The sequence below is a fragment of the Streptomyces atratus genome, from assembly GCF_900119365.1.
GTDB lineage: Bacteria > Actinomycetota > Actinomycetes > Streptomycetales > Streptomycetaceae > Streptomyces > Streptomyces atratus_B.
The window spans coordinates 21,746-45,119 of record NZ_FPJO01000041.1 but is presented as its reverse complement, the minus strand read 5'-3'; the positions used below and the strand labels follow the sequence as shown (position 1 = coordinate 45,119).

The 23,374-nt window shown below is 72.1% G+C and carries 16 protein-coding genes; 6 read left to right on the top strand and 10 right to left on the bottom strand.

The genetic code is table 11. The annotated features are described in order from the left end of the window. Positions 1–667: 667 nt before the first annotated feature. Positions 668–1,117, top strand: a complete 450-nt coding sequence (locus BT364_RS35815) for a PTS sugar transporter subunit IIA (protein WP_072489367.1) — start codon at positions 668–670, stop codon at positions 1,115–1,117. 76 nt (positions 1,118–1,193) lie between these two features. Then, positions 1,194–2,864: a phosphoenolpyruvate--protein phosphotransferase gene (ptsP, locus tag BT364_RS35810; RefSeq protein ID WP_072489366.1), complete on the top strand. Its 1,671-nt coding sequence runs from the start codon at positions 1,194–1,196 to the stop codon at positions 2,862–2,864. Positions 2,865–2,928: 64 nt separating this feature from the next. Here ptsP and BT364_RS35805 read toward each other — a convergent pair whose 3' ends face one another. Continuing rightward, the gene (locus BT364_RS35805) at positions 2,929–3,837 is read right to left on the bottom strand and encodes a hypothetical protein (protein WP_072489365.1); all 909 of its coding nucleotides are present in this window, start codon (positions 3,835–3,837) and stop codon (positions 2,929–2,931) included. A gap of 67 nt (positions 3,838–3,904) precedes the next feature. After that, the gene (locus BT364_RS35800; RefSeq protein WP_072489364.1) at positions 3,905–5,881 is read right to left on the bottom strand and encodes an acetoacetate--CoA ligase; all 1,977 of its coding nucleotides are present in this window, start codon (positions 5,879–5,881) and stop codon (positions 3,905–3,907) included. Between the two features lie 233 nt (positions 5,882–6,114). On the opposite strand from BT364_RS35800, the gene BT364_RS35795 reads away from it, so the two are divergent. Then, entirely contained in the window at positions 6,115–8,466 is a 2,352-nt protein-coding gene (locus BT364_RS35795; RefSeq protein WP_072489363.1) for a glycoside hydrolase family 31 protein, read from the top strand. 36 nt (positions 8,467–8,502) lie between these two features. Here the strand turns inward: BT364_RS35795 and BT364_RS35790 are convergent, their stop codons facing one another. Further along, positions 8,503–9,084, bottom strand: coding sequence for an NUDIX domain-containing protein (locus tag BT364_RS35790; protein WP_072489362.1), 582 nt, complete (start codon positions 9,082–9,084; stop codon positions 8,503–8,505). A 57-nt stretch (positions 9,085–9,141) separates the two neighbouring features. Between BT364_RS35790 and BT364_RS35785 the strand changes: the two genes are divergently transcribed. Next, the gene (locus tag BT364_RS35785) at positions 9,142–9,948 is read left to right on the top strand and encodes a M15 family metallopeptidase (RefSeq protein ID WP_072489361.1); all 807 of its coding nucleotides are present in this window, start codon (positions 9,142–9,144) and stop codon (positions 9,946–9,948) included. 118 nt (positions 9,949–10,066) lie between these two features. Further along, on the top strand, positions 10,067–10,438 hold the full coding sequence (locus BT364_RS35780) for an Mpo1-like protein (RefSeq protein ID WP_072489360.1): 372 nt from the start codon (positions 10,067–10,069) through the stop codon (positions 10,436–10,438). A gap of 125 nt (positions 10,439–10,563) precedes the next feature. On the opposite strand, the gene BT364_RS35775 is transcribed toward BT364_RS35780, so the two are convergent. From BT364_RS35775 to BT364_RS35760, 4 genes are read right to left on the bottom strand one after another with little or no spacing between them, the layout of a single operon-like run. Further along, positions 10,564–11,169 (bottom strand): GTP-binding protein, encoded by a 606-nt coding sequence (locus BT364_RS35775; RefSeq protein WP_072489359.1) that lies wholly within the window; start codon positions 11,167–11,169, stop codon positions 10,564–10,566. Next, entirely contained in the window at positions 11,150–11,572 is a 423-nt protein-coding gene (locus BT364_RS35770) for a DUF742 domain-containing protein (protein ID WP_072489358.1), read from the bottom strand. The genes BT364_RS35775 and BT364_RS35770 overlap by 20 nt, the downstream gene beginning before the upstream one ends. Before the next feature lie 7 nt (positions 11,573–11,579). After that, positions 11,580–12,023: a roadblock/LC7 domain-containing protein gene (locus BT364_RS35765; protein WP_072489357.1), complete on the bottom strand. Its 444-nt coding sequence runs from the start codon at positions 12,021–12,023 to the stop codon at positions 11,580–11,582. Next, positions 12,020–14,869, bottom strand: coding sequence for a nitrate- and nitrite sensing domain-containing protein (locus tag BT364_RS35760; protein ID WP_072489356.1), 2,850 nt, complete (start codon positions 14,867–14,869; stop codon positions 12,020–12,022). Before BT364_RS35760 ends, BT364_RS35765 begins: the two co-directional genes overlap by 4 nt. A gap of 504 nt (positions 14,870–15,373) precedes the next feature. On the opposite strand from BT364_RS35760, the gene BT364_RS35755 reads away from it, so the two are divergent. After that, the gene (locus BT364_RS35755; protein WP_072489355.1) at positions 15,374–15,817 is read left to right on the top strand and encodes a hypothetical protein; all 444 of its coding nucleotides are present in this window, start codon (positions 15,374–15,376) and stop codon (positions 15,815–15,817) included. A 61-nt stretch (positions 15,818–15,878) separates the two neighbouring features. On the opposite strand, the gene BT364_RS35750 is transcribed toward BT364_RS35755, so the two are convergent. The 3 genes from BT364_RS35750 to BT364_RS35740 form a co-directional block, all read right to left on the bottom strand. Continuing rightward, complete coding sequence (locus BT364_RS35750; RefSeq protein ID WP_072489354.1) at positions 15,879–20,672, bottom strand: hypothetical protein; 4,794 nt, start codon at positions 20,670–20,672, stop codon at positions 15,879–15,881. A 60-nt stretch (positions 20,673–20,732) separates the two neighbouring features. Continuing rightward, on the bottom strand, positions 20,733–21,662 hold the full coding sequence (locus BT364_RS35745; RefSeq protein ID WP_072489353.1) for a hypothetical protein: 930 nt from the start codon (positions 21,660–21,662) through the stop codon (positions 20,733–20,735). 145 nt (positions 21,663–21,807) lie between these two features. After that, positions 21,808–23,334 carry a hypothetical protein gene (locus BT364_RS35740; protein ID WP_072489352.1) on the bottom strand — a complete coding sequence of 509 codons (1,527 nt, stop codon included), beginning with the start codon at positions 23,332–23,334 and terminating at the stop codon, positions 21,808–21,810. Positions 23,335–23,374: the final 40 nt, after the last annotated feature.

Genomic DNA, 23,374 nt, shown 5'->3' with positions numbered 1-23,374 from the left:
TCGGGACAACACAACACGAGAGCGGAACGACCGGACGGAATAAGACCGGTCGTTCACAGCGTCCTCGCTGTGTAATTGCCCACCGGGTCAGTGACCCCGTGGGACTTTCAAAGGAACCTCCAACCTGCCGAAGCAGGCCGGGGTATCAACATATCTGGCGTTGACTTTTGGCACGCTGTTGAGTTCTCAAGGAACGGACGCTTCCTTTGTACTCACCCTCTCGGGCTTTCCTCCGGGCTTTCCCTTCGGTCTTGCGTTTCCGACTCTATCAGACTCTTTCGTGTCCGATTCCCGGTCGAAGCGGGTCCTGCTCCGCTTTCCAGTTCTTCGCTTTCGCGTTTCCCTTTCCGGCGAGTCCGACTCTATCAGGCCTTTTCGCTTTCCTTGACCAGTCCCTGCAGACATGCAGGTGCCCAGTCAGGGTTTAGAGTCAGGACTTAAAAGTCGCTGCCGACCCCCGACTCAAAGTCGCGTTGGGGCCAGGCAGGAGTACGACAGTACAGGCCGCCGGGAGTCGAGGCAAATCCTTTCCGGTGCGTCTCTAAGGCCGCGAACCCCTAGGACTCGGGCGGAACCGGGACTTCTTATGACTTACGCTGCTGAACAGCACGCCGTCGCCCACAGGCTGTGACGGCGCCGATCAAGCTCCACCCCTGGGAGGCTCCCTATGACCACTGTGACGTCCCCTCTTGCCGGACGTGCCATCGGGCTCGCTGCGGTACCCGACCCGGTCTTCTCCGGCGCGATGGTGGGCCCTGGAACTGCCATCGATCCCGTGCGCGAGCCGTCCGAGGCCGTGTCTCCGGTCGACGGCATCATCGTCTCCCTGCACCCGCACGCGTTCGTCGTCGTGGACGAGCGCGGCCACGGTGTCCTCACGCACCTCGGCATCGACACCGTTCAGCTCAATGGCGAGGGCTTCGAGCTGCTTGTGAACAAGGGGGACACGGTCACCCGCGGTCAGGGCATCGTGCGCTGGGACCCCGCGGGGGTCGAGGCGGCCGGCAAGTCGCCCGTGTGCCCGGTCGTGGCGCTTGAGGCCACCGCCGAATCCCTCTCCGACGTCCGCGAGGACGGCGATGTGAAGGTCGGCGACACCTTGTTCGATTGGCAGTGACGGACCCGACGCTATGACAGCCGACTGGATATCCATCGCGGCGGCACGGACCACCGCACGACCGGAGACGGGTGAAATGGAGACAACGCTGCGAGGCGTCGGTGTGAGCCATGGGGTGGCGATCGGCGAGGTTCGTCATATGGGTACGGCGGTGCTCGAACCGCCGGCCAAGCAGATTCCCGCCGAGGAGGCCGCGCGCGAACAGGGGCGCGCCCGGCAGGCCGTGGAGGCCGTGGCGGCCGACCTGATCGCGCGCGGCAACCTGGCCGGTGGCGAGGCTCAGCATGTGCTCGAGGCCCAGGCCATGATGGCGCAGGACCCCGAGCTGATCGCCGACGTGGAACGGCGCATCGCCGTCGGCAGCACCGCCGAGCGTGGTGTCTACGACGCGTTCGCCGCGTACCGGGCGCTGCTCGCCAACGCCGGGGAGTACCTGGCGGGGCGCGTCGCCGACCTCGATGACGTGCGCAACCGGATCGTGGCCCGGCTGCTCGGTGTGCCGATGCCCGGTGTGCCGGACAGCGACGAACCCTATGTGCTGATCGCCCGGGACCTGGCGCCCGCGGACACGGCGCTGCTCGACCCGGCTCTGGTGCTCGGCTTCGTGACCGAGGAGGGCGGGCCGACCAGCCACAGTGCGATTCTCGCCCGGGCGCTCGGGGTGCCCGCCGTGGTGGCGCTCCCCGGTGCCGGTGAGCTCGCCGAGGGCACGGTCGTCGCCGTGGACGGCAGCACCGGTGAGATCTTCGTCGAGCCCAGCGCCGAGAAGCGTGCCGAGATGGAGAGTGCCGCTGCGGCGCGCAGGGCCGCGCTGTCGGCTTCGTCCGGTCCGGGTGCCACCTCCGACGGTCACAAGGTCCCGCTGCTCGCCAATGTCGGCGGGCCCGGCGACGTACCGGCAGCGGTCGAGGCCGGTGCGGAGGGCGTGGGGCTGTTCCGTACCGAGTTCCTGTTCCTGGACGACAGCGAGCAGGCGCCGTCCGAGGAGAAGCAGGTCGCTGCGTACCGCGCGGTGCTGGAGGCGTTTCCCGAGGGGCGGGTCGTCGTACGGGTGCTGGATGCCGGGGCCGACAAGCCGCTGGACTTCCTGACTCCGGCGGACGAGCCGAACCCGGCGCTGGGCGTGCGTGGGCTGCGGAGTCTGCTGGACCACCCCGAGGTGCTGCGTACCCAGCTGACCGCGCTGTCGAAAGCGGCCCAGGGGATGCCCGTCCACCTTGAAGTCATGGCGCCGATGGTGGCGGACCGTGCGGATGCCAAGGCCTTCGCCGACGCCTGCCGAGAGGCCGGTCTGCAGGCGAAGTTCGGTGCGATGGTGGAGATTCCGTCCGCCGCGCTGCGGGCGCGTTCGATCCTGCGGGAGGTGGAATTCCTCTCGCTGGGCACCAACGACCTGGCGCAGTACACCTTCGCCGCCGACCGTCAGGTCGGCGCGGTGTCGCGGCTGCAGGATCCGTGGCAGCCCGCGCTGCTCGATCTGGTCGCGCTGTCGGCGGAGGCGGCCAGGGCCGAGGGCAAGAGCTGTGGTGTCTGTGGTGAAGCCGCCTCCGATCCGCTGCTGGCCTGCGTCCTGACGGGGCTGGGTGTGACCTCCCTGTCGATGGGTGCCGCGTCCATTCCCTATGTACGCGCCACGCTCGCGAAGTACACGCTCGCGCAGTGCGAGCGCGCCGCTTCCGCCGCTCGTGCGGCGGACTCCGCCGAGGAGGCGCGGGTCGCGGCTCAGATGGTGCTGTCGGGCGAGTAGTCCGCGCGGCGTTCTGTGGTGAAGGGGCTCCCTGCCGGTGGTGGCGGGGAGCCCCTTCGGTCTGTCAGTGGTGCGCTTCCGGCTCGTCCGCGCCGAGTTCGAAGCCTGCGCAGTACTCCACGTGCGGCTCCGGGGCGACCGGTTCGCCGGTGTCGGCGTCGGTGCAGTAGGCGCTGAATACCTCACCGGCGCTGAGCGGGACCAGGTTGCCGCGGGTCAGCCGCCAGCCGTGCACCCGGTCCTGGGCGCCGGCGCTGCTCGTACGGAGCACGACTCCCCCGGGCCTTTCGAGTGCGACGGCCACGGCGAGCACCGTGACGAACTCCGCGCCTTCCTCGGATTCGAGCCGGGCGGGGCCCGCGGTGCCGCGCTCGGTGTGCAGGACGGCGAGCAGGTGCTCGTTGTCGGTGGGGGTGCTGCAGACCAGGTGGTGAGTACCGGGGCCCGCTGTCTCCAGAATGCGGAGCAGCAGGTGCGAGGCCCGGTCGAAGGCGGCGTGGCCGATGTCCTGGCCGCAGTCCGCACACTCGCCGAGGCCGGCCAGGAGCGTCGTGGCGTACTCCCAGGTGGCCCTGCGGACGGCCCGGCCGACCAGGATCGGGATCAGGGTGTCGATGGGTTGTCCCGAGTACGCGACGGTGGCGCCGGCCGATGCGATCTCGGCGGTGAAGCGGCTGCGGCTGGCCGGGGCGTCGGGGGCGATTCCCGACTCGGCGCAGAACTCCGCGTACTCCTCGGGGTCGAAGAGGGCGACCGTGGCGTGCATGCCCTGTGCGGAGAGGGCTTTCAGCAGGCTTTCGACCTGCTGGAGATAGATGGTGTGGTCGTCGAAGGTGAAGGTGCGGTAGCGCCGCATCGCCGCGAAGTCCTGCTCGTCGGCCAGGAGGCCGATGGTGCTGGCTGCTTCGCGGCGCAGCGTGCGTCGCATGGATGTGCCGTGCCTGCTGTTCCCGTTGTTCCTGATGTGCGCCATGAATCCCCCAGTGCGCCGTCAATCATTGCTCACTCAGAGTAATCATGGGCACTGACAACGCGGACGGTCAGTGACGCTTGCGGGCGAGCTCCTCGTAGAAGTGGAGGAGTTCGAGGTTGTCGATCGAGCCTGGGTTGACCGCCTTGGCCAGGGGTGTGCCCTGCAGGAGCCGCTTGACCGGGACCTCGATGCGCTTGCCGGTGAGAGTGTGCGGGATGGCGGGGACTTCGATGACCTCGTCGGGGACATGGCGCGGGGAGAGGTTCTCCCGGATGGTCCGCTTGATGCTGTCGCGCAGCTCGCCGTCGAGCCGCGCGCCTTCGGCGAGGTGGACGAAGAGCGGCATCCAGTAGCCGCCGTCGGGCTCTTCGAGGCCGATGACGAGGGATTCGCGGATCTCGGGGAGCCGCTCGACGGCCTCGTAGATGTCGGCGGAGCCCATCCGTACACCCTGGCGGTTCAGGGTGGAGTCGGAGCGTCCGTGGATGACGACCGAGCCGTGGTCGGTGATCGTGATCCAGTCGCCGTGCCGCCAGACGCCGGGGTACATGTCGAAGTAGCTGTCGCGGTAGCGGCTGCCGTCGGGGTCGTTCCAGAAGCGGATGGGCATGGAGGGCAGGGGCGCGGTGACGACGAGTTCACCGACCTCGCCGATGAGCGGTCTGCCGGCGGGGTCCCAGGACTGGAGGTCCGTGCCGAGGCACGGGGCCTGGAGTTCGCCGATGTGCACGGGGAGGGTGGGGACCGCGCCGGCGAAGCAGCTGCAGACGTCCGTGCCGCCGCTGACGGAGGCGATCCACAGATCGTCGGCCACCTCGTCGTGGAGCCAGCGGAAGCCGTCGGGCGGGAGCGGGGAGCCGGTGGTGGCGACGCACTGGACGCGGGAGAGGTCGTAGTCGCGGCCCGGGTGGATGCCGGCCTTGCGGCAGGCCATGACGTAGGCGGCCGAGGTGCCGAAGAGGGTGGCTCCGGTCTGTTCGGCGACGCGCCACTGGGCGCTGACGTCGGGGTAGCCGGGGCTTCCGTCGTACAGGACGAGGGTGGTTCCGGTGAGGAGGCCGGAGACGAGGAAGTTCCACATCATCCAGCCGGTGGAGGTGTACCAGAAGAAGCGGTCCTCGGGGCCGAGGTCGCAGTGCAGGCCGATCTGCTTGAAGTGTTCCAGCAGGATGCCGCCCTGGGACTGGACGATCGCCTTGGGGAGCCCGGTGGTGCCGGAGGAGTAGAGCACCCACAGCGGGTGGTCGAAGGGGACCTGTTCGAAGACGGGCGCGGTGTCCGCGGAAGTGAGGGCGGACCATGCGAGGGCGCCCTCGGGGGCCTCGGTGCCCAGCAGCGGGATGTGGACGACGGCGCGCAGGGTGGGCAGTTCGCGGCGCAGCTCGGCGACCGTGTCGGCCCGGTGGTGTTCCTTGCCTCCGTAGCGGTAGCCGTCGACCGTGAAGAGGACGACGGGTTCGACCTGCTGGAAGCGGTCGAGGACGCTGCGGGCGCCGAAGTCCGGGGCGCAGGACGTCCAGACGCCGCCCACGGCCGCGGTGGCGAGGAAGGCGATGACGGCCTCGGGGATGTTGGGGAGGTAGCCGCTGACGCGGTCGCCGGGTGCGACGCCGAGAGCGCGGAGTTCGGCGGCGAGCGAGCCGACCCGGCGGCGGAGTTCGGACCAGGAGACGGGGACCTGGGTATGGGTCTCGTCGACGTGGAGCAGGGCGGGGGCGTCCGCGCGCAGGGGGTCCTCGGCGGTGCGCAGTGCGTGTTCGGCGTAGTTGAGGGTGGCGCCGGGGAACCACTGGGCGCCGGGCATGGTGCGGTCGGCGAGGACGGTCTCGGACGGGGTGGAGAACCGTACGTCGAACCATTCGGCGACGGCCCGCCAGAAGGTGTCGAGTTCTGTCACGGACCACTGGTGCAGTGCCGGGTAGCCGCCCTCGGCCGGTGCTCCGTAGCGCTGGGACGCCCAGCTCTGGAAACGGGTGACGGCGGCGGCCGCGATGCGGTCGGGGCCGGGCTGCCAGAGGGGGGCTTCGTGGGCTGCTGCGGTCATGGGGCGGCTCCCTGGCTGTACGGGTACGCGGGATGGGCGTGGGTCGCGCACACGTGCTGGGGTGTGCGCGTGAGGCGGCTTTTACGGACGATGCCATGTGATCGTCTTTCGCACCAGGGTTCCCCACCCATGGTCGTGTGTCCGGACATGTGGTCCGGCCACTGGTCCGGCCCCGGGTGAACGGAAGTTGAACGGAGCCCTCATCCGGCCCGTCGGATGGCAGGGTGAGCCGCATGGACGGTCGTGACCTGGTGCGCTCGGTGAAGATGGTGGGTTCGGTGCGGGGGCTGCGTACGGTGCGCTCCTCCTGGCGGCGCCGGAGTGCGGACGCGCGGGCGCTGCCGCCGCGTGGTGCGGAGCGGGCGCGGGTGCCCGGCCCCGTGGTGGGGGCGGAGCCGGAGCCGGGTGGGGGTGTGGTGCGGTTCGCGCGTTCGGAGTTGCGGGTGCGGGTGGCGGTGGGCGGTGCGGTGTTCTGGGGCTGGGACGGGGCGGAGCCGTTGCCGTCGTACGCGCTGCCCGGTGCGGCGCCGGAGCCGGATCCGCGGGCGGTGCTGGAGCCGGACAAGGACGGCGGCTGGCAGGTGGTCTCGGAGCGGCTGACCGTCGCGGTGTCGCGGCACGGGGCCGTGGAGCTGCGTACTCCCGGTGGGGTGGTGCTCCGGCGCGAGCTGCCGCCGCGCTGGTGGGAGCCCGTTGCGGGTGGCGGTGCCCGGTGGGTGCAGCGTTCCGAGGTGCCGGCGGACGCGCGGTTCTTCGGGCTCGGCGGCCGGGCGTCGGGGCCTCGGCTGCGGGACGGTGTGTACGAGCTGTGGAACACCGATCCCGGCGGGCGGTTCGGGCCCGGTGACGATCCGCTGTATCTGACGATGCCGGTGCAGCTCGTGGTCAGTGACGCGGGGACGCATCTGATGTTCCACGACAACTCCTGGTCGGGGCGGGTGACGCTGCGCGAGGGCGAGGAGGGGGCGGGCTCGGGCCATGACCGGCCGGGGATGTGCGAGGTGCGGATGGACGGGGGGCCGTTGCGCTGCTGGGTGGTGACGGGGACGCCGGCCCGGGTGCTGCGGGGCTGGACAGCGCTCACGGGTGCTCCGGCGCTGCCGCCGTCCTGGGCGCTGGGTCCGCAGCACGCCAGGTGGGGGTTCGGGAGCGAGCGGGAGGTGCGGCGGATCGTCGCCGGATACCGGGAGCGGGGGCTGCCCCTGTCCGTACTGCACCTGGACATCGACCACTACGACGCGCACCGGGTGTTCACCGTCGATCACACGCGTTTTCCCGATCTGCCGGGCCTGGCGAAGGAGTTGCGGGAGGACGGGGTGCGGCTGGTGTCGATCGTCGATCCCGCGGTGAAGGCGGAGCCCGGGAACGCGGTGTTCGACGCGGGGGCGGCGGCCGGGGACGACGGGGCGTTCGTCCGGGACGCACGCGGGCATGTGGTGCGCGGGGAGGTGTGGCCGGGCGAGTGCGTGTTTCCGGACTTCACCGATCCGCGGGTGCGGGAGTGGTGGGGCGGTCTGTACGAGGAGCGGCTGGCGCAGGGGTTCTCCGGTGTGTGGCACGACATGAACGAGCCGGTGTCGTTCGCGGCGTTCGGGGATCCGACGCTGCCGCGGTCGGCGCGGCACTCCCTGGAGGGGCGCGGAGGTGATCACCGCGAGGCCCACAATGTGTACGGGCTCGCGATGGCGCGTGCCGGTTACGAGGGGCTGCGCCGGCTGCGGCCCCAGGAGCGTCCGTTCCTGTTCTCGCGTTCCGGCTGGGCGGGGATGCAGCGCTACGGGGGCACCTGGTCCGGCGACGTGGCGACCGGCTGGCCGGGGCTGCGGGCCTCGTTGGCGCTGGTGCTGGGGCTGGGGCTGTGCGGGGTGCCGTATTCGGGGCCCGATGTGGGCGGGTTCGACGGCTCGCCGTCGCCGGAGCTGTATCTGCGGTGGTTCCAGCTGGGTGCCTATCTGCCGCTGTTCCGTACCCATGCGGCGATCGGCGCGGGGCGGCGGGAGCCGTGGGAGTTCGGGCCGCAGGTGCTTCAGCACGCGCGGGCCGCGCTGGAGGAGCGGGAGCGGCTGCGCCCGTACTTCGTGACGCTGTCGCGGCTGGCCGGGCTGACCGGCGCGCCGTATGTGCGACCGCTGTGGTGGCGTTCGCCCGGGGACCGGGCGTTGCGGGAGTGCGAGGACGCGTTCTTGCTGGGTGACGCCTTGCTGGTGGCTCCGGTGCTGGAGCGCGGCGCGGATCGCCGGGCGGTGCGGCTGCCGCGGGGGCGTTGGTACGACACGGCGACCGGTGAGGTGTACGAGGGGCCGGGGCAGGTGTTGCTCGATGCGCCGCTGTCCCGGGTGCCGGTGCTGGCGCGGGCGGGTTCGGTGCTGCCGGTGCGGGGTGCGGACGGTGGTGTGGAGCTGGAGGTGTGGGCCCCGGCGGCGGGGCGCGGCGGGGGCGGGCCGGTGGTCCTGGACGCGGGGGACGGCTGGGAGCGGGCGGAGGTCGAGCGGTACACGTCGCGGTGGGTGGACGGGCGGGTCGTGGTCGAGCGGGAGGGTGTCGAGGGGCCGGTGCGGTACCCGGTGCGGGTGCGGGGGTTGTAGGACGGTCCGTGGTGTGCGCGGGGGTTGTGGGGCCGGTCAGTGGTAGCCGCCGTCGAACCAGGTGCGGACGGCACGGGTGTGCAGGGGGAAGGCGAGCTCGGTGGGCGCGCGGAGCAGCTGGAAGCCGGAGGTCTCGGCGGTGGGGCCGGAGGGCGGGAGGGCGGCTGCGGGGCGCGGCGGGAGGAGGCCGAAGAGGAGCAGGTGTCCGTCCGGGGCGCTGACGGCGTCGGCGAGGCGGACCTCCCGTTCGTCGGCTCCGATGCCGGTCTCCTCGCCGAGTTCCCGTACGACCGCGTGTTTCCAGTCCTCGTCGTGGTCGATGTAGCCGCCGGGGAGGGCGAGCCCGCCGCGGTGGGGCGGGATGGTGCGGGTGATCACGACGAGGGCGGTGCCGTCGCGGTCGGTGACGGGGAGCAGGGCCACGGCGACCGGCAGCGGATTGCGGTAGGCGGTGCTGCCGCAGGCGGTGCACGTGCGGGGCCAGGTGGCGGAGGCCGCGTAGGGTGCTCCGCAGCTGCCGCAGTGGGAGTCCTTGGCCGGCTTCCCGGGCTTGCTTCCCGGCTTGTTTCCCGGCTCACTCTCGGACTTGCTCTCGGGCTTGCTCTTCGGCTCGGACACGCGCGGACTGTACCGGATCGTCCGGCGGACTCCCCCGTACTGCTGGATTATGTGCTCATGACAGGTCTTGCTTCCGCTTTCCGTGTCCTGGCGGCCGCTGCCGCCACCCTGCTCGCCGTCACCGCCGCCGCCCCCACGGCTCAGGCGAGGCCCGAGCCCAAGGCACCCGAGGAGTTCGTCGCGCTGAGCTCGGTGGATCCGACGATCATCCAGGAGATGCGCTACCCCACCGCCCACAACTTCATGGGCGTCCCGGTGGACGGCTACCGCAAGCCGCTCTGCATCCTGACCCGGCCCGCGGCCCGGGCCCTGCACGACGCACAGACCCGGCTGCTGCGCCGGGGCTACTCGCTGAAGGTGTACGACTGCTACCGGCCGCAGCGGGCGGTCGACCACTTCGTACGGTGGGCGAAGGATCTCGACGACGAGACCATGAAGGGCGAGTTCTACCCCCGGGTCGACAAGACACGGCTCTTCGCGGACGGCTACATCGCGGAGAAGTCCGGGCACAGCCGCGGCAGCACGGTGGACCTGACGCTGGTGAAGCTGCCCGCCGCGCCGACCCCGCCGTACCGGCCCGGCAGCCCGCAGGTGTCCTGCTACGCACCCGCGGCCGAGCGGTTCCCGGACAACTCCGTGGACATGGGCACCGGATTCGACTGCTTCGACACGCTTTCCCACACCGACGACCCGCGTATCCAGGGAACGCAGCGCGCCAATCGGCAGTTCCTCAAGAAGACGCTCACGGACGCCGGTTTCGTGAATCTGGCCGAGGAATGGTGGCACTACACCTTCAAGCCCGAGCTGTTCCCGGACACCTACTTCGACTTCCCGGTGACCCAGCGGTCCGTCGCGGGGCACTGACGCCGGTGCGTGGAAGCGGACGGCCGGGACCACCCCCGTGGGTTCCGGCCGCCCGCTTCTTCCTCTCGGACGCGGACCGGCCGTGTCCGGTTGCGGTCCCAGCCACTACGGTGCCCGTATGTCACAGCAGACGTTCGATTCCTACGAAGAGTTCTGGCCCTACTACGTGGCGATGCACTCCAAGGCCGCGACCCGCTGGGTCCATCTGACGGGCACCCTGACCGGGCTCGCGGTCACCGCATACGGTCTGGCGCGAGGGCGCAAGAGGTACGCGGCCGCGTTGCCGCTGATCGGGTACGGGACCGCCTGGCCCGCGCACTTCCTGATCGAGAAGAACAATCCGGCCACCTTCGGGCACCCCGCCTGGTCGCTCCGCGGCGATGTGCAGATGATCCGGATGATGCTGGCGGGACGCGACCGGGAGCTGGCCGAGACGGCCGCCGAGTGGCTCGCCGAAAACGGCTGCCGCCAGGAGTGCCAGGGGTCTTGACGGTCCGTCACAGCCGGAGAGGACTCCTGGCCCAGTCACACGACGACGCACGCCCGTACCCCGGTCGGCGGGGGTACGGGCCGTGTCGTTCCGGGCCTGCCCGGCCCTGGACCGCCGGACAGTTGCTACGTCGCGGCGGGCTCACGGACACGGTTCTCGCGTGTCACCGCGTCCTCGACGACGGCCACCAGCACGTCCCGTACGGAGCCGCGGTCGCGCGCGTCGCACATGAGCACCCGCACCTCCGGGTCGAGGTCCAGCGCCGCCTGCACCGTCTCGGTGGGGAACTTGTCGGCTCCCTCGAAACAGTTGACGGCGACGGTGAACGGAATGGCGCGGCGTTCGAAGTAGTCGACCGCCGCGAAGCAGTCCTCCAGCCGCCGGGTGTCCGCGAGCACGACGGCCCCCAGCGCGCCCTGGGCCAGTTCGTCCCACAGGAACCAGAAACGGTCCTGCCCCGGGGTGCCGAACAGGTACAGCACGAGGTCCTCACGGAGGGTGATCCGGCCGAAGTCCATGGCCACGGTGGTGGTGGTCTTCGCCTCCACACCCGCCAGGTCGTCCACCGGGCGGCCCGCCTCGCTGAGTCGTTCCTCCGTACGCAGCGGCCTGATCTCGCTGACCGCGCCGACCAGAGTCGTCTTGCCCACTCCGAAGCCGCCCGCCACCAGGATTTTCAGGGTAACGGGCTCCACGGGCCGCTTCTTGCGGCTAGAGCGCCCGAAGGCCATTGATCACCTCGCGAAGAATGTTCACATCCGGCAGCTCGGCCGGCGGAACGGGACGGGTTACGTGCACCAGCTCGTCCTCGACGAGGTCGCCGACCAGCACCCGGACCACCCCGACGGGGAGATCCAGGCCGGCCGCGAGCTCCGCGATCGACTGGGGCATGCCATTGCAGAGTTCGATGATCTCCACGTGCTCCGGGGAGAGCGTCTGGTCCCGGCCGGGATCGTCGGCCTCGGGTTCGGGGACGACGATCGCGATCAGGTCGAGCCGATGACGGGAGGCACTGCTGGTTCGGCCCCGGGTCATCGCGTACGGACGGACCACCGGCCCCGCTTCGGCGTCGTACCAGCGCGAGGCCTGCGGGTCGGTGGGCGTTGCCGGAGATCTGGAGGATTCGGCGCTCACCGTTCACTCACCCCCCGGCGGACAGACCGGTCGTCCGGGGAGCGTTGGCCAGGTGGGCGCCGACGCGCTTGACCATCAGCGTCATCTCGTACGCCACCTGGCCCACGTCGGAGTCGGCGTCGGCCAGCACCGCGAGACAACTGCCGTCACCGGCCGCCGTGACGAACAGGAACGCCTCGTCGAGTTCGACGACGGTCTGGCGGACCCGGCCGGCGTCGAAGTGCCGGCCGACCCCCTTGGCGAGACTGTGGAATCCGGAGGCGACGGCCGCCAGATGTTCACTGTCCTCGCGGGTCAGGTCCTTCGACGTGCCGGTGGCGAGGCCGTCGCTGGAGAGCACCAGCGCCTTGTGGATACTGGCGACGCGCTCGACGAGTTCGTCGAGCAGCCAGTTGAGCTGGCCGGAGCCCTGACGTGCGGCGTTGGTTGCTGCGACGTTCGGTGCGGTCATCGACCGTCCCCTCCCGGAGTGGTTCCTCGTGCTGTGTCACCGGGGCCGGTCACGTCCTCGGCGTTCTGCCGTCGGCCGCGTTGCCAGCCGCGCTGGAGCGAAGCCATGCGGCTGCGCACCTCCTCCGCATCACGCTCGAAGTCCTGATCCGGTTCCGTTCGGGCCGGCTCGGTGTCGCGGACGACCGATTCCTCGCGCAGTTGCGGGGCGAGACTGGCCTGCCGGATACGGCGGGGCAGACCACCCACGGTCTCCCGGACGCTCGGGGCTCTTCGGGACACGGAATCCTCGGGTGTGGCGGGCTCGGTGGGTTTCCGGAAGCCGGTGGGCTGCCGGGGTTCGGTGGCCGCCCCGGGACGCGATCCGTCGGCGTCGGGAGGCGTGCTGCGGGTGGCGGGTCCGCCCGCGTCGGCGGAGCCCTGCGGGATGCCGTGCCCGGCGTTCGCGGGACGGGCGCGGCCCGCTTCGTCGACCCGTCGGCCGTTGTCGGTGATCAGGGTCGGCGGCTTGCGGCGGGGCAGCGGCACCGGGCCGGCCGGGCGCATCGGACGTACGCCCGCCGTCGGCTCGGCCGAGTGGTCGGTGGCCTGCTGGTGCTGTTCGCGGTCGGCCTCGCGCCGGAGGTCGCGGGCGCGGAAGATGCCGCCGCGTTCGCTCTCGGTGTCGTCGATGTCGGAGGAGCCGCCCAGCAGCGGATCGAGCACGGGGTCGCCGTCGAAGCCCAGCGTTCCGACAGGGCCTTCGAGCTCGACGGGCCCGTCGAGGAGGGCCGGGTCGATCAGGCCCGTCGGCACGGGGGCGAGGCCCGGGGACCTGCCGGCGGCCCGGCGGTCCGGTGCGCCGTCCCTGCGGTCCCGGTCGCTGCCGGACACCTCGCCGGCCGCCCTGTCGCCGCTGCCGATCGCCCGCTCGGCCCGGCGGTCGAGGCGGAAACCGGTGCCGTGCGTGTCCGGGGCGTCGGTGAGCAGCGCCGCCGGGATGAAGACGACGGCGGTCGTGCCCCCGTACGGAGAGGTCTGGAGCGAGACACGGACGTTCTGGCGCTGGGCGAGCCGGCTGACCACGAACAGGCCGAGCCGGTCGGTGTCGGAGAGTTCGAACTCGGGGGTCTCGGCGAGCCTGAGATTGGCGTCCAGGAGGACTTCGGCGGGCATGCCGAGGCCGCGGTCGTGGATTTCGAGCGTGAAGCCGTTGGAGACGCGTTCGCCGTGCACCTGGACCGCGGTGTGCGGGGGCGAGAACACGGTCGCGTTCTCCAGGAGTTCGGCGATCAGGTGGGTGAGGTCGGCGACGGCGGGGCCGCCCACACCGATACGGGGCAGCCGGCGGACCTCGATCCGCTCGTAGTCCTCGACCTCGGCGACCGCCGCCCGCACCACGTCCATCAGCTGGATCGGCTTGCGCCACTGGCGGGACGGGGCCGCGCCGGAGAGGATCACCAGGCCCTCGGCATGGCGTCGCATGCGGGTGGTCAGGTGGTCGAGGCGGAAGAGGTCCGCGAGTTCGTCGGTGTTCTCGGTGCGGCGCTCCATCGCGTCCAGGAGCGTCAACTGCCGGTGCAGCAGCACCTGGTTGCGGCGGGCGAGGTTGACGAAGACCTCGGAGACGCCGCGTCGCATGTCCGCCTGCTTGACCGCCGCCTCGACGGCCGCCCGTTGCAGTGTGTTGAGGGCCTGGCCGACCTGGCCGATCTCGTCCCGTTCGTACTGGAGGTGCGGGGCCTCCGTCTCGACGTCGACCTGTTCCCCGGCGGCGAGGCGGCGCATCACGCTCGGCAGCCGTACGCCGGAGACCTCGTGGGCGTCCTTGCGGAGCCGGGAGAGGTCCCGGATCAGCTCACGGCCGATGCGTACGGAGACGAACACCGAGGCGATCAGGGCGAGGAAGCCGAGGACGCCCGCGACGCCGGCCTTGATCAGGACGCTGTAGCCGGCGGGCTTGCCACGGTCCTGGAAACGGTTGTTCATCTCCGTGGAGTCGTTGGCCAGCCGCTCCAGGACCGGTGGGGCGGCCTCCTGCCAGCGCTCGGCGTCGACGGCGCGCGGGTCCTGGGTGGGGCCGCCGTCGATGAGGGTCTTCTCCGCCGTCCGCAGCGGCTCGCTGTCCGGACTCGCCCAGTACTGCTCCACGCGCCGGCGCTCGGAGGCGGGCAGCGCGTCGATGTTGATCTCGTAGAGCAGCTTGCGATTGGCCACGAGGTCGGAGATCTGGCGGAGCTCGGAGGCGGTGAGCCGTCCGGCGATCAGCGAAGAGGTGACCAGGGCGTCTTCGCGGGAGAGCATTTCGCGGGCTCGTGAGATGCCGACCAGCGCGCGGACCTGCTTGTCCATCGACACGTTCTCCATCGTCCGGAGGCCGGTCAGGAAGCGGTAGCACGGGTCTATGAGCCGACCGTAGAACTCCATCGCCTTGGAGCGGTCGATGGTGCGTCTGTCGACGGATTCGCGAAGCGCGCCCAGGCCCTCGACGGTGCCGAGGATCGAGTTCAGCTGTGCGTCGTCCTCGGAGCTGAGCGCGTCGCGGATGTCCTCCTGCCGGGCGCTGTCCTGGACGCCGGCGAGGACGCGGTCGGTGGCCGCGCGTTGGCGTTGCAGGAGCGGGAGGGCGTCGGAGGCCCTGGGGTCGGCGAGGAAGACCAGAGTCTGGCGGCGCTCGTCCTGAATGGCGCGGACGGTGTCCTCCAGAGGATGAGCGACCTTCTCCACGATGGTGCTCGCGCTCAGCAGGTGACGGGCCTCGCGCCCCGTCAGGTAGGTGGCGAATCCCCAGAGTCCGGTGAGGGAAACAAGGGGCACCAGCAGCAGTGCCACGATCTTCCTGCGGATGGACTTTCCGCGAAAGCGCATGGACTCCCCCAGCTCGACCCCGCGGGGCGGGGGTCGTGTTTCGTCAACAAACGGCGCGAGCCTACTACTGACGGAGTAGCAACTCGAAGGGTTGTCCGGACTATTTTCAGCCGCGCTATCCTATGTTGATCACGGGTTGCCCTGGTATTCCGGGCAATGAAATTCGCGAAAGCGGCAGAAGAGCCCAGCCATGGCTTCACCCTGCCCCCTAAGGCAGTTGGCTGGAATTCTTCGCTTCGCAACGGCTCGGGGGAATCTTCACGGCTGTTCACTCGTCTCTCTGTACGGGGCAGGGGCAACACAGGGAGAGCCAGAGCCTGTTCGGCGGGATCATGGTCGAGGTCACGATGCCTGATCCGCCGGGCGGGCGCCGCGGAACGGACGCCGCGAGGCAGGATGGTCCGATCCTCCGGCGTAGAAACGGCGCATGCCGGGCAGCAACCCTGAAGTCGGACAGCGGTGGGGAGTTGAGAGTCCTTGAAAACGGAACAGCGTCGGGGAGCGATGCCACCGGCACCGGCCGCGACGGCGAACTCGGCGGCGGGCGGGGCGAAGATCCCGCGCCAGCAGCTGTGGGTGGAAGAACCCGCGACGCGGCGGCGGATGCCGGACCCGGTGCGCGGCTCCGCCGTGCGTGCCGTGCTCATCATGTCGCTGACGATCATCCAGGCCATGGTGGCGTTCCTGTGCACGCTCGCCGGGTCCTGGCTGGCCTTTCCGATGGTGCTGAGCAGCGTGGCCGGCACCGTGGTCGCGACCTGGTCGGTGCTGGACGTCTGGGTCACCCGGCAGGTCTGGAATCAGCGCAACGGCGTGATTTCGGTGCCGAGCAGTTCGGCGCGGCAGCTGCGCCGTGAGCGGCGCAGGGCGCGGCGGGCGGAGCGGGCCGCGCAGCGGGACGAGGCCCGGATACGCCGCCGGGGCGCGGAGAGCCTCTCCCGGGCCTGAGCGCCGGCGGGCCGCGGCCGCGAGCGTCCTCCGGCCCCGGCCCCGCGCGTCCCCGCCCGCCCTACTTCTCTTCGGCCGTGTCGGGGGGTGTCGTGGCGCGCTTGAACATGCGGGTGGCGGTGATCTCGCCGTGCACCGTCTCGCCATTCGGGTCCTGCTGCGGCAGACCGGGGCGCAAATGCTCCTCCACGCTGATGTATTTCAGCCCGGCACGCAGATCCGCGTCATTGCGCAACCGGATGACCAGCGGGAATTCGGCGAGCGCCGTGGTGTCGAACAGTCCGGTCGTGTAAAGCAGCTGCACGCCCAGGGCGTCCGACACCGCGCGCTGGAGCTCCAGCAGATAGGTCGCGTTGGCGCGGCCGATGGGGTTGTCCAGGAAGAGGGTGCCCGCGTGCCGGTGCTGGTGCCGGTCACGGCCCCGGTCGTTGCTGCGCAGCGCGGCCATCGTGCAGTACAGGGCGATGGCGGCGGTGAGCAGCTGGCCGCCGGAGAAGACGTCGCCCATCTGTCCGACCGGGACGCGCTCGGCGCGGAGCACCGCGTCCGGCTTGAGGATCTCCACGGCGATGCCCTTGGGCTCCAGCGCCGCCTGCACACCGCGCAGCAGCAGGGACATGCCGTCCCTGCGCAGATCGGAGTTCTTCCTCAGCGCGGCGCGGGTCGCCTCGTCGACGACCTCGCCGAGCCGCTCGGTGAGCGTCGTCTGGTCGGGTTCCTCGAAGCGGATCCGGAGGAACTCCTGACCGGACCACTCCCCCAGTCCTTCGGGGAGCCGGGAGAGCCGCTGGGCGGATCGGAGGGTGGTGAGCGCGGACTCCACGAGACCGCGGAGCCGGTCGACGATGGAGTCGCGATTGCGCTCCAACTGGGCCAGCTCGTCGGTGAGTACCCGGAGCCGGGGCGCGAAGGCGGCGGCCCACTTGTCGGCGTGCTCGGGCAGCGCCGCGGCGGGCAGCTCGCGGATCTGCTGACGGGCGGGGGTGCGGACCTGTTCGAAACGCGTGGAGTTGGCGTGCCGTACGAGGATGTCGCTCGCTTCCCGTACGGCGCTCTCGGCGGCGGACAGGTCGGCGGCGCAGCCGCGCAGTGAGCGGCGTGCGTCGGCGGCGGACTGGCGGGCCTCGTCGAGGCTGCCGGGGTACGGCTCGGGGGCCTCGGTGTCGTCGTCCGCGCCGTGGTCCCGGAGCACGTCGCGCAGGAGGGCCGCCGTCTCGTCGAAGCCGCCTGCCGAGTCCTCCGCGGTGCGGTGGGCGTGCAGCAGCTCGGCGTGGGCGGCGCGGGCGGTGTCCAGGGTCGCGGTGGCGGAGGCCAATTCGGCCGTGGCGGTACGCAGGAGGGTCTGGGCCCGGTCGGCGTCGGCGGGGACCAGCTCCTCGGGGAGTTCGGTGTGGTGGGGCTCGCCGTCGGCCGGGGCCAGGCGCTCGGCCTCGCCGCGGAGCCGGCCCAGCTGCTCGCTCGCCGTGGAGGCCCTGGTCTCCAGGAGCTGGACCAGGGACTCGGCGCGGACGGCGGCCGCCTGCCGGGAGGGGCCGTCCGCGCCGTCGGTGCCTTCGAGGAGCTGGGCGGCGCGGGTGCGGACCTTGTTGGTGAGCCGGTCCAGTTCGGCGAGGGCGGCGCTCTCGTCGCTCTCCGCGCGGGCCTGTTCGGCGCGCAGATCCGCGCCGACGCCGACCTTCTCGTACAGCTGGGACGCGGCCCGGTACGCCTCGCGCAGGGCGGGGAGCGCGGGGCGCGGGTTCTCGTCGCCCCCGGGTTCCGGGAGCTGTTCGGGGGCGCCGGCGATCTCCGCCCGTTCGGCGCGCAGGGCGCGCGCGGTACGCCGGGCGTCGTCGGCGGCGCGCTGGGCGGCCCTGCGGTCCTCGTCGGCGGCGCGGGCCCGCTCCAGGCAGACGGTGGCGCGGGCCTCGGACTCGGCCGCCTCGTCGACGAGTTCACGGAGCTTCACCTGCCAGCCCGCGCGCTCGCGGAGCCGGTACGCGAGGCCCGCGAGGGCGTCGGCGGCGCGGCGGGCCCGCTGCGCGGCCTCCTGGCGCTCGTCACGGACGCGGGCGGTGTCCACGGCGGCCTCGTCCGCCTCGGCGCGGACCGTACGGGCTTCGGCGAGCTCGGCCTCGGCGGTCTGAGCGGCCGTGCGGGCGGTGCGGGCGCCCTCGGCGAGCTCGGCGAGCATGCCGGGCGGGCAGTCGGCCCGCCAGGAGCCGATGCGGGCGGCGAGGGAACGGTCGCCGGTGAGGCGGGCCACGAGGGTGCGGATGTCCTCGTCCCGGGCCGCGGCCCGGCTCCTGAGGGCCTGCCGCTCCTCGTCGGCGGCGTGCTCGTCGTGCATCGCCGGGTTCGGCGGGACGAGGAACACGCCTTCGGTGCCCGCAGCCGGGCCCGTGCCCGCCGCCGGGACGGGGGCGAGCAGCGCGGCGGCGGTGCCGACGGCGACCGCGGAGCGCGGCAGCAGTGCGGCGCCGCTCAAGACCTCGCGGGCGCGGGCGTGCGAGTCGGGGTCGGTGATGACCACGCCGTCGACGAGCTCGGGACGGGTGGCGAGGACGGCCGCGTGGTCGGCGGGGTCGACGGCCTGGGCGAGGTAGCGCCAGCCGGGCAGGGCGGGGATACCGTGCTCGCCGAGGTACTCCACGGTGGCGAGGACGTCGGGTCCGGGCGGCAGCAGTCCGCCGTCGCCGAGTGCGCCGAGGATGCGGGAGTCGTCGGCGGCCGCGGTGCGCAGTTCGAAGAGGCGGCGTTCGGCGGAGGCGATGGACTGGTCGAGCAGCTCCCGCAGTTCGGCGGCGCTGCGGTCGAGTTCCTGGGCGGTGAGCGGCTGTTCGTGGGCGGTGGTCTGTTCGGCCGTGGCGGTGTGGGTGCCCTGGGCCGTGTGAGCGGGGTGAGTCGCCTCGCCCGTCTGGCCGGGCGCCTCCCCGGCGGTCCGTCGGTCGGTGGTGTCCGCGCCGGGCGGGGTTTCCAGGTCCGTTCCGGCCGCGCCGCGGCGGGGCCGGGGCACGCCGGTGCCGTGGGCTGCGGGCAGGCCCAGCAGGTCGGCCAGCCGGTGGTCGGCGGCGATCGACTCGGCTGCCCTGAGCTCGGCCTCGTAGGACTGTTCCGCGGCCTGTGCGGCATCGGCGGCGCGCGCCGCCGCAAGTTCGGCGCGGCTCTCGGCGGCCGCGGCCTGCCTGGCCACGTCGGCCGCCGAGCGGGCGGCCTCCCTGGCGGTGTCCCACGCGGCGACGGCGGAGGTCTCGGCGTCGCTGGCGGCGAGGGCGGCGCGCGCCGGGTCGGCGTCCGGTGCGGTGTCGTCGAGCCAGCCGGCCCGTACCGCCTGTGCCGTCTCCTGCTCGACCTCGGCGAGGCGCTGGCGCAGATGTCCGGCCTCGCTGCGGGCGCGCTGGGCCTCGGTGGCGGCGGTGGTGGCATCCCGGTGGGCGGTCTCGCCCTCGGCCTGGAGGGTGTCGGAGCGCTCCTCCTCCTCGTTGGCGAGCGTCTCGCCGGCCTCGGCGGCGGTGTGCAGGGCCCGCACGAGGTCGGCGGCGGCCCGGGCGCGGGCGGCGAGCGCGGGCGCGGCGTCCCGCTCGGCCTCGCGAATGGCGGCGGCCACCCGTGCGGAGCGGTCTGCGGCGGCGCGGTGGCGCAGCACCGCCTCGGCGGCCTGCCAGGCGGAGTGCAGGGTGCGGGCGTCACCCAGTTCTCGGCGTTGGGCCGCTGCGCCCTTCTCGGCCGCGGTCAGGGCCAGGGAGGCATGCCGGAAGGCCAGTTCGGCGGCGATCAGGGCGCTGCGGCTGCGGGCCTGTTCGGCCGTGGTGACGGTGTGCGCGGCGCCCGTCACCTGCTGGGCCAGCTCGGCGGTCCGGCCGCGTTCCTGCCCGGCGCGGGCGGAGAGCCTGCGGGCGAGCGTACGGGTGCGGCGCTCGGCGCCCGCGTGGATGTCCCGGGCACGGGAGCGGGTGCCGCCGGTCTCCACGATCCGGCCGAGGAGGTCGACGGAGCCTGCGGTGAAGTCGCGCTCGGCGGTCAGTTCGGCGCGGCGGCCCAGCTTGTTGCCGAAGCCGCTCACCAGGTCGGCGAGGCCGTCGGTGTCGCGGGTGTCGGTGACGGCGCGGAGCAGCAGGTCGGTGAAGTCGGAGTCCTTCTTGACCGCGAAGAGCCCCGCCGCCTCGCCCTCGTCGGCGTTCATCTCGCGCTGGTAGCGGAAGAGTTCGGGGTCGAGCCCGAGGTCTCCGAGGTGCTCGTTCCAGCGGTCGTGGATCTCTTCCCAGTGCACATCGAGGTGCTGGTAGAACTTGCCCGCCTCGGTGAGGGCGTCGCGGAAGCCCTTCATCGTGCGCCGTCTGCCCTGCGCGCCGGAGACGCCTTCGACGGGCCGGCGTACGGACGTCGCCTCGGCGACCGGCAGGGAGTCCAGGCTGAGGCCGGGTCCGGGCCGGAAGGAGTACCACGCCTCGGCGAACTTCCGCGGGTCGTTGGAGACCTGACGGCCACGCCATTCGCTGACCTTGCCGACGACCACGCACTCGCCGGTGAGGGTGTGCTGCCACTCCAGGGCGACATGCCCGCAGTCGTCGGCGAGCAGGAACTTGCGCAGCACGCCGGAGCTGGCGCCGCCCAGGGTGTTGCGGTGGCCGGGCAGCATCACCGAGAAGATCAGCTTCAGCAGCACCGACTTGCCGCCGCCGTTCTCCAGGAAGAGCACACCGGCGGGGGCGGGGCGGCGCGGCGGGCCGACCGGCTCCTCCTCGAAGAACTCCGCCTGGGCCGGCGCGGGGTCGGGCACGGGCTCGCCCACTCCGCGCAGGTCGAGCACGGTGTCGGCGTAGCGTGCGCCGGCAGGCCCGATGGAGTAGAGGCGGACCCGGGACAGCTCGTACATGGCGGCGGACTCTCGTCGTTCAGGCAGCGGAAGGGAGAGGGCGGTGGCGGGGCGGGCCGGTCAGGCGTGGAAGGGCAGACCGGCGTCGGCGGCCAGCTCCAGGTCGTCGGCGCCGGGCGGCGGCAGCAGCGTCGCCGTGCCGTCGGTGACCGGTACGACGCCGAGCTCCAGCAGTTCGGCCATGGCGGCACTGCCGGCCATGTCGCGGACCTGGAGCTGGTAGCGGGCGGTGGTGCGGAAGGCTCCCCCGGCGTCGTCCCCGGTGCGCTGGAGGAAGCCGGAGTCGGTGAGGAAGGCGACGGCCTTGCCGACGATGCCGGTGGTGGAGCCGGCCAGTCGCCGGGCGTCCTTGGTGGCGCCGGTGGAGCTGCGCCGGGCGTAGATCCGCCAGGCCGCTTCGAGTCCGGGGGCGTCGGTGGCCGGGTCGGTGTTGTCGCCGTGCTCCTCGGCGCGCTCCTCCAGGCGGTGGCAGGCCTGGCGGACGAACGAGTCGACGCCATTGACCGTGATCCGGCCGATGTACGCGTCGTCGGCGAGGTCCTCGGGGCGGGGGAAGGCCATCGCGGCGACGGCCAGGTGTGCGAGCCCGTGCAGGAAGCGGTCGGCGGAGTCGGACGAGGCGCGGCGGGCGTAGTCGCCCATGCGGACGGCGAAGACCGAGTCCTCGCCGGCGGTCACGGCCATGCCCGCGCGGGTGGACACCTCCAGCACGACCAGGCCGAGTCCGGTCGCCACGGCGTCGGCGAGCCGGGCGAAGGCGGGCTCCTCCCGGTAGCGGCGGAGCAGTTCGGCGTATTCGGCGTCGCGTGCGGGCAGCAGCTTGGGCTGGAGGCCGAAGGCGACGAGGCGGGCGGCGTCGGCCGCGTCGGCCGGGGTGACGGACGCGGTGGCCGCGGGGCCCACCGGCTCGGCGGGCCCCGAGCCCTCGGTCGCGTACCCGGCGGTCGGCTCGCCCCACGCGTCGGCGTGCTGTGCGCGGTGGTCGCTCACGACTGTCGCTCCTTGCTGCGGAAACTCTTCGGTACGGGGTGGACGGCGCCGGCTCTCGCGGTGTCCGTCCGGTCGGTGCCCGCGGCGTGGGTACCGGCGGGGGCCGTCAGGGTCGGCGTGCGATGTGCCGCGCGTACCGCGCCGGTCATGACGCCTCTGTGCGGTCGGCGGCCATTCCGGCCGCGTCCAGCAGGGCCGTGCCCACGATCAGGTCCGCGCCGCCGAACTCGGCGTCGTCGAGCTGCATACCGTCGTCGACGGAGAACAGCAGGCGCTGTTCACCCTGCCGGTAGGCGGTGCCGACCGGCGGGCTCGCGGCGTGCACCGCGAGCAGGGCGACCAGGTAGGGCAGTTCGGGATCGCGGAGCCGGGCCTCGGCGAGGAGTCCGGACAGGCGCCGCGGGGCGTCGTGCTCCAGGTCCAGGAGCTCCATGGCGCTCGCGAGCTGCTCCTCGCTGAACCTGCTGTCGTCGGGGGTGGCGATCAGATCGGGCTCGGGCATCTCGGCGCCCAGGTGTTCCCGCTCCAGGGGCGGGGTGAGCAGCATGTCGACGAGGTCTCCGACCCGTACCGAGGTGGGGGTGCGCAGCCCGGTGCCGCGGGCGAAGAAGGCGTCGGTGACGCGGATCGCCTGTTCGACGGGGAGCGGCAGCAGTGGGGCGACCAGCTGGCCGTACAGATCGAGGCCGGCGCGGGCCGTGGGAGTGGCGAAGGCCTGCCGGTCCTGTTCGGCGCGGAACAGCGGTCCGGCTTCCAGCAGGCGGGACTGCAGCTGGGTGTGGCGGCGGATGCAGTCCTTGACGATGTCGACGAGCTCGGCGGCGCGGCGCTTGTGCTCGGGCTCCTCCGCCTCGTCGCGCGCCTTGCGGATGTTGGTGAGGATCGCGTTCTCGTGGCGGTAGCGGTCGGCGACGTGGTCCAGCGCTTCGGCGATCATGTCGGGGACCGCGTTGAGCCAGTCGACCGCGCGGACGTTGCGCCGGGTGGCCTCCAGCGTCTTGCGGAGGGTCTCCGCGTACTGCACGGTGCGGTAGCGGGCCTGTTCGGCGGCGAGCTGGGCGTCCGCGAGGCGGCCCCGGCTGATGAGGACCTCCAGCTTCACCTCGGCGGCGATCTGGGCGCTGGTGACGTCCGTGTCGAGGGCACCCACCAAAACGTTGACCGCTTCGTCGGTGGCGCGGAGGTAGACGGTGCCGCCGTATCCCGGGACCTCTTCGATCAGCTTGAAGTCGTAGTCCCGGCGGACATAGACCCCGTCGGGGCCGAATGTGCCGTACACCGCACGGAATCCGCGGTCCACGCTGCCGACGTTGATCAGGTTCTCCAGCACCCAGCGCGCGACCCGCTCGTGCTCGGCCACGGGGCGGCCCGGGGCCTGGGCGGCGACGCGGGGAAGCAGCCTGGTCACTATCTGGTCGTGGTCGGCACCCGTGTCGAAGTCCATGTTGAGCGTGACGAGGTCGATCGCGGCGAGGGCGACCTCGGCCATCGCGTAGACCGTGTACTCACCGGCCAGATTCGCCTTGCGCACATCGAGGTCGTGCAGCGGCGCCGTGCAGGCGAGCGCGCGCAGCCGCCGCGAGAGCCCCTCGTCGGCGGCCGGGCCCGGGGCGGGCCGCGGCCCCGCGCTGAGCTGGGGCGCAGCGTTGTCCGTGTAGGCAGGCGAAGTCACGGTGCACAGATTAGGTCCTCACACCGACAACGGTCGAAAC

Bases quoted from the DNA above. Each gene is read 5' to 3' on its own strand.
- BT364_RS35750 (WP_072489354.1), bottom strand. From the start codon at position 20,672: ATGTACGAGCTGTCCCGGGTCCGCCTCTACTCCATCGGGCCTGCCGGC.
- BT364_RS35800 (WP_072489364.1), bottom strand. From the start codon at position 5,881: ATGACCGCAGCAGCCCACGAAGCCCCCCTCTGGCAGCCCGGCCCCGAC.
- BT364_RS35780 (WP_072489360.1), top strand. From the start codon at position 10,067: ATGTCACAGCAGACGTTCGATTCCTACGAAGAGTTCTGGCCCTACTAC.
- ptsP (WP_072489366.1), top strand. From the start codon at position 1,194: ATGGAGACAACGCTGCGAGGCGTCGGTGTGAGCCATGGGGTGGCGATC.
- BT364_RS35785 (WP_072489361.1), top strand. From the start codon at position 9,142: ATGACAGGTCTTGCTTCCGCTTTCCGTGTCCTGGCGGCCGCTGCCGCC.
- BT364_RS35815 (WP_072489367.1), top strand. From the start codon at position 668: ATGACCACTGTGACGTCCCCTCTTGCCGGACGTGCCATCGGGCTCGCT.
- BT364_RS35775 (WP_072489359.1), bottom strand. From the start codon at position 11,169: ATGGCCTTCGGGCGCTCTAGCCGCAAGAAGCGGCCCGTGGAGCCCGTT.
- BT364_RS35765 (WP_072489357.1), bottom strand. From the start codon at position 12,023: ATGACCGCACCGAACGTCGCAGCAACCAACGCCGCACGTCAGGGCTCC.
- BT364_RS35760 (WP_072489356.1), bottom strand. From the start codon at position 14,869: ATGCGCTTTCGCGGAAAGTCCATCCGCAGGAAGATCGTGGCACTGCTG.
- BT364_RS35795 (WP_072489363.1), top strand. From the start codon at position 6,115: ATGGACGGTCGTGACCTGGTGCGCTCGGTGAAGATGGTGGGTTCGGTG.
- BT364_RS35805 (WP_072489365.1), bottom strand. From the start codon at position 3,837: ATGGCGCACATCAGGAACAACGGGAACAGCAGGCACGGCACATCCATG.
- BT364_RS35755 (WP_072489355.1), top strand. From the start codon at position 15,374: ATGCCACCGGCACCGGCCGCGACGGCGAACTCGGCGGCGGGCGGGGCG.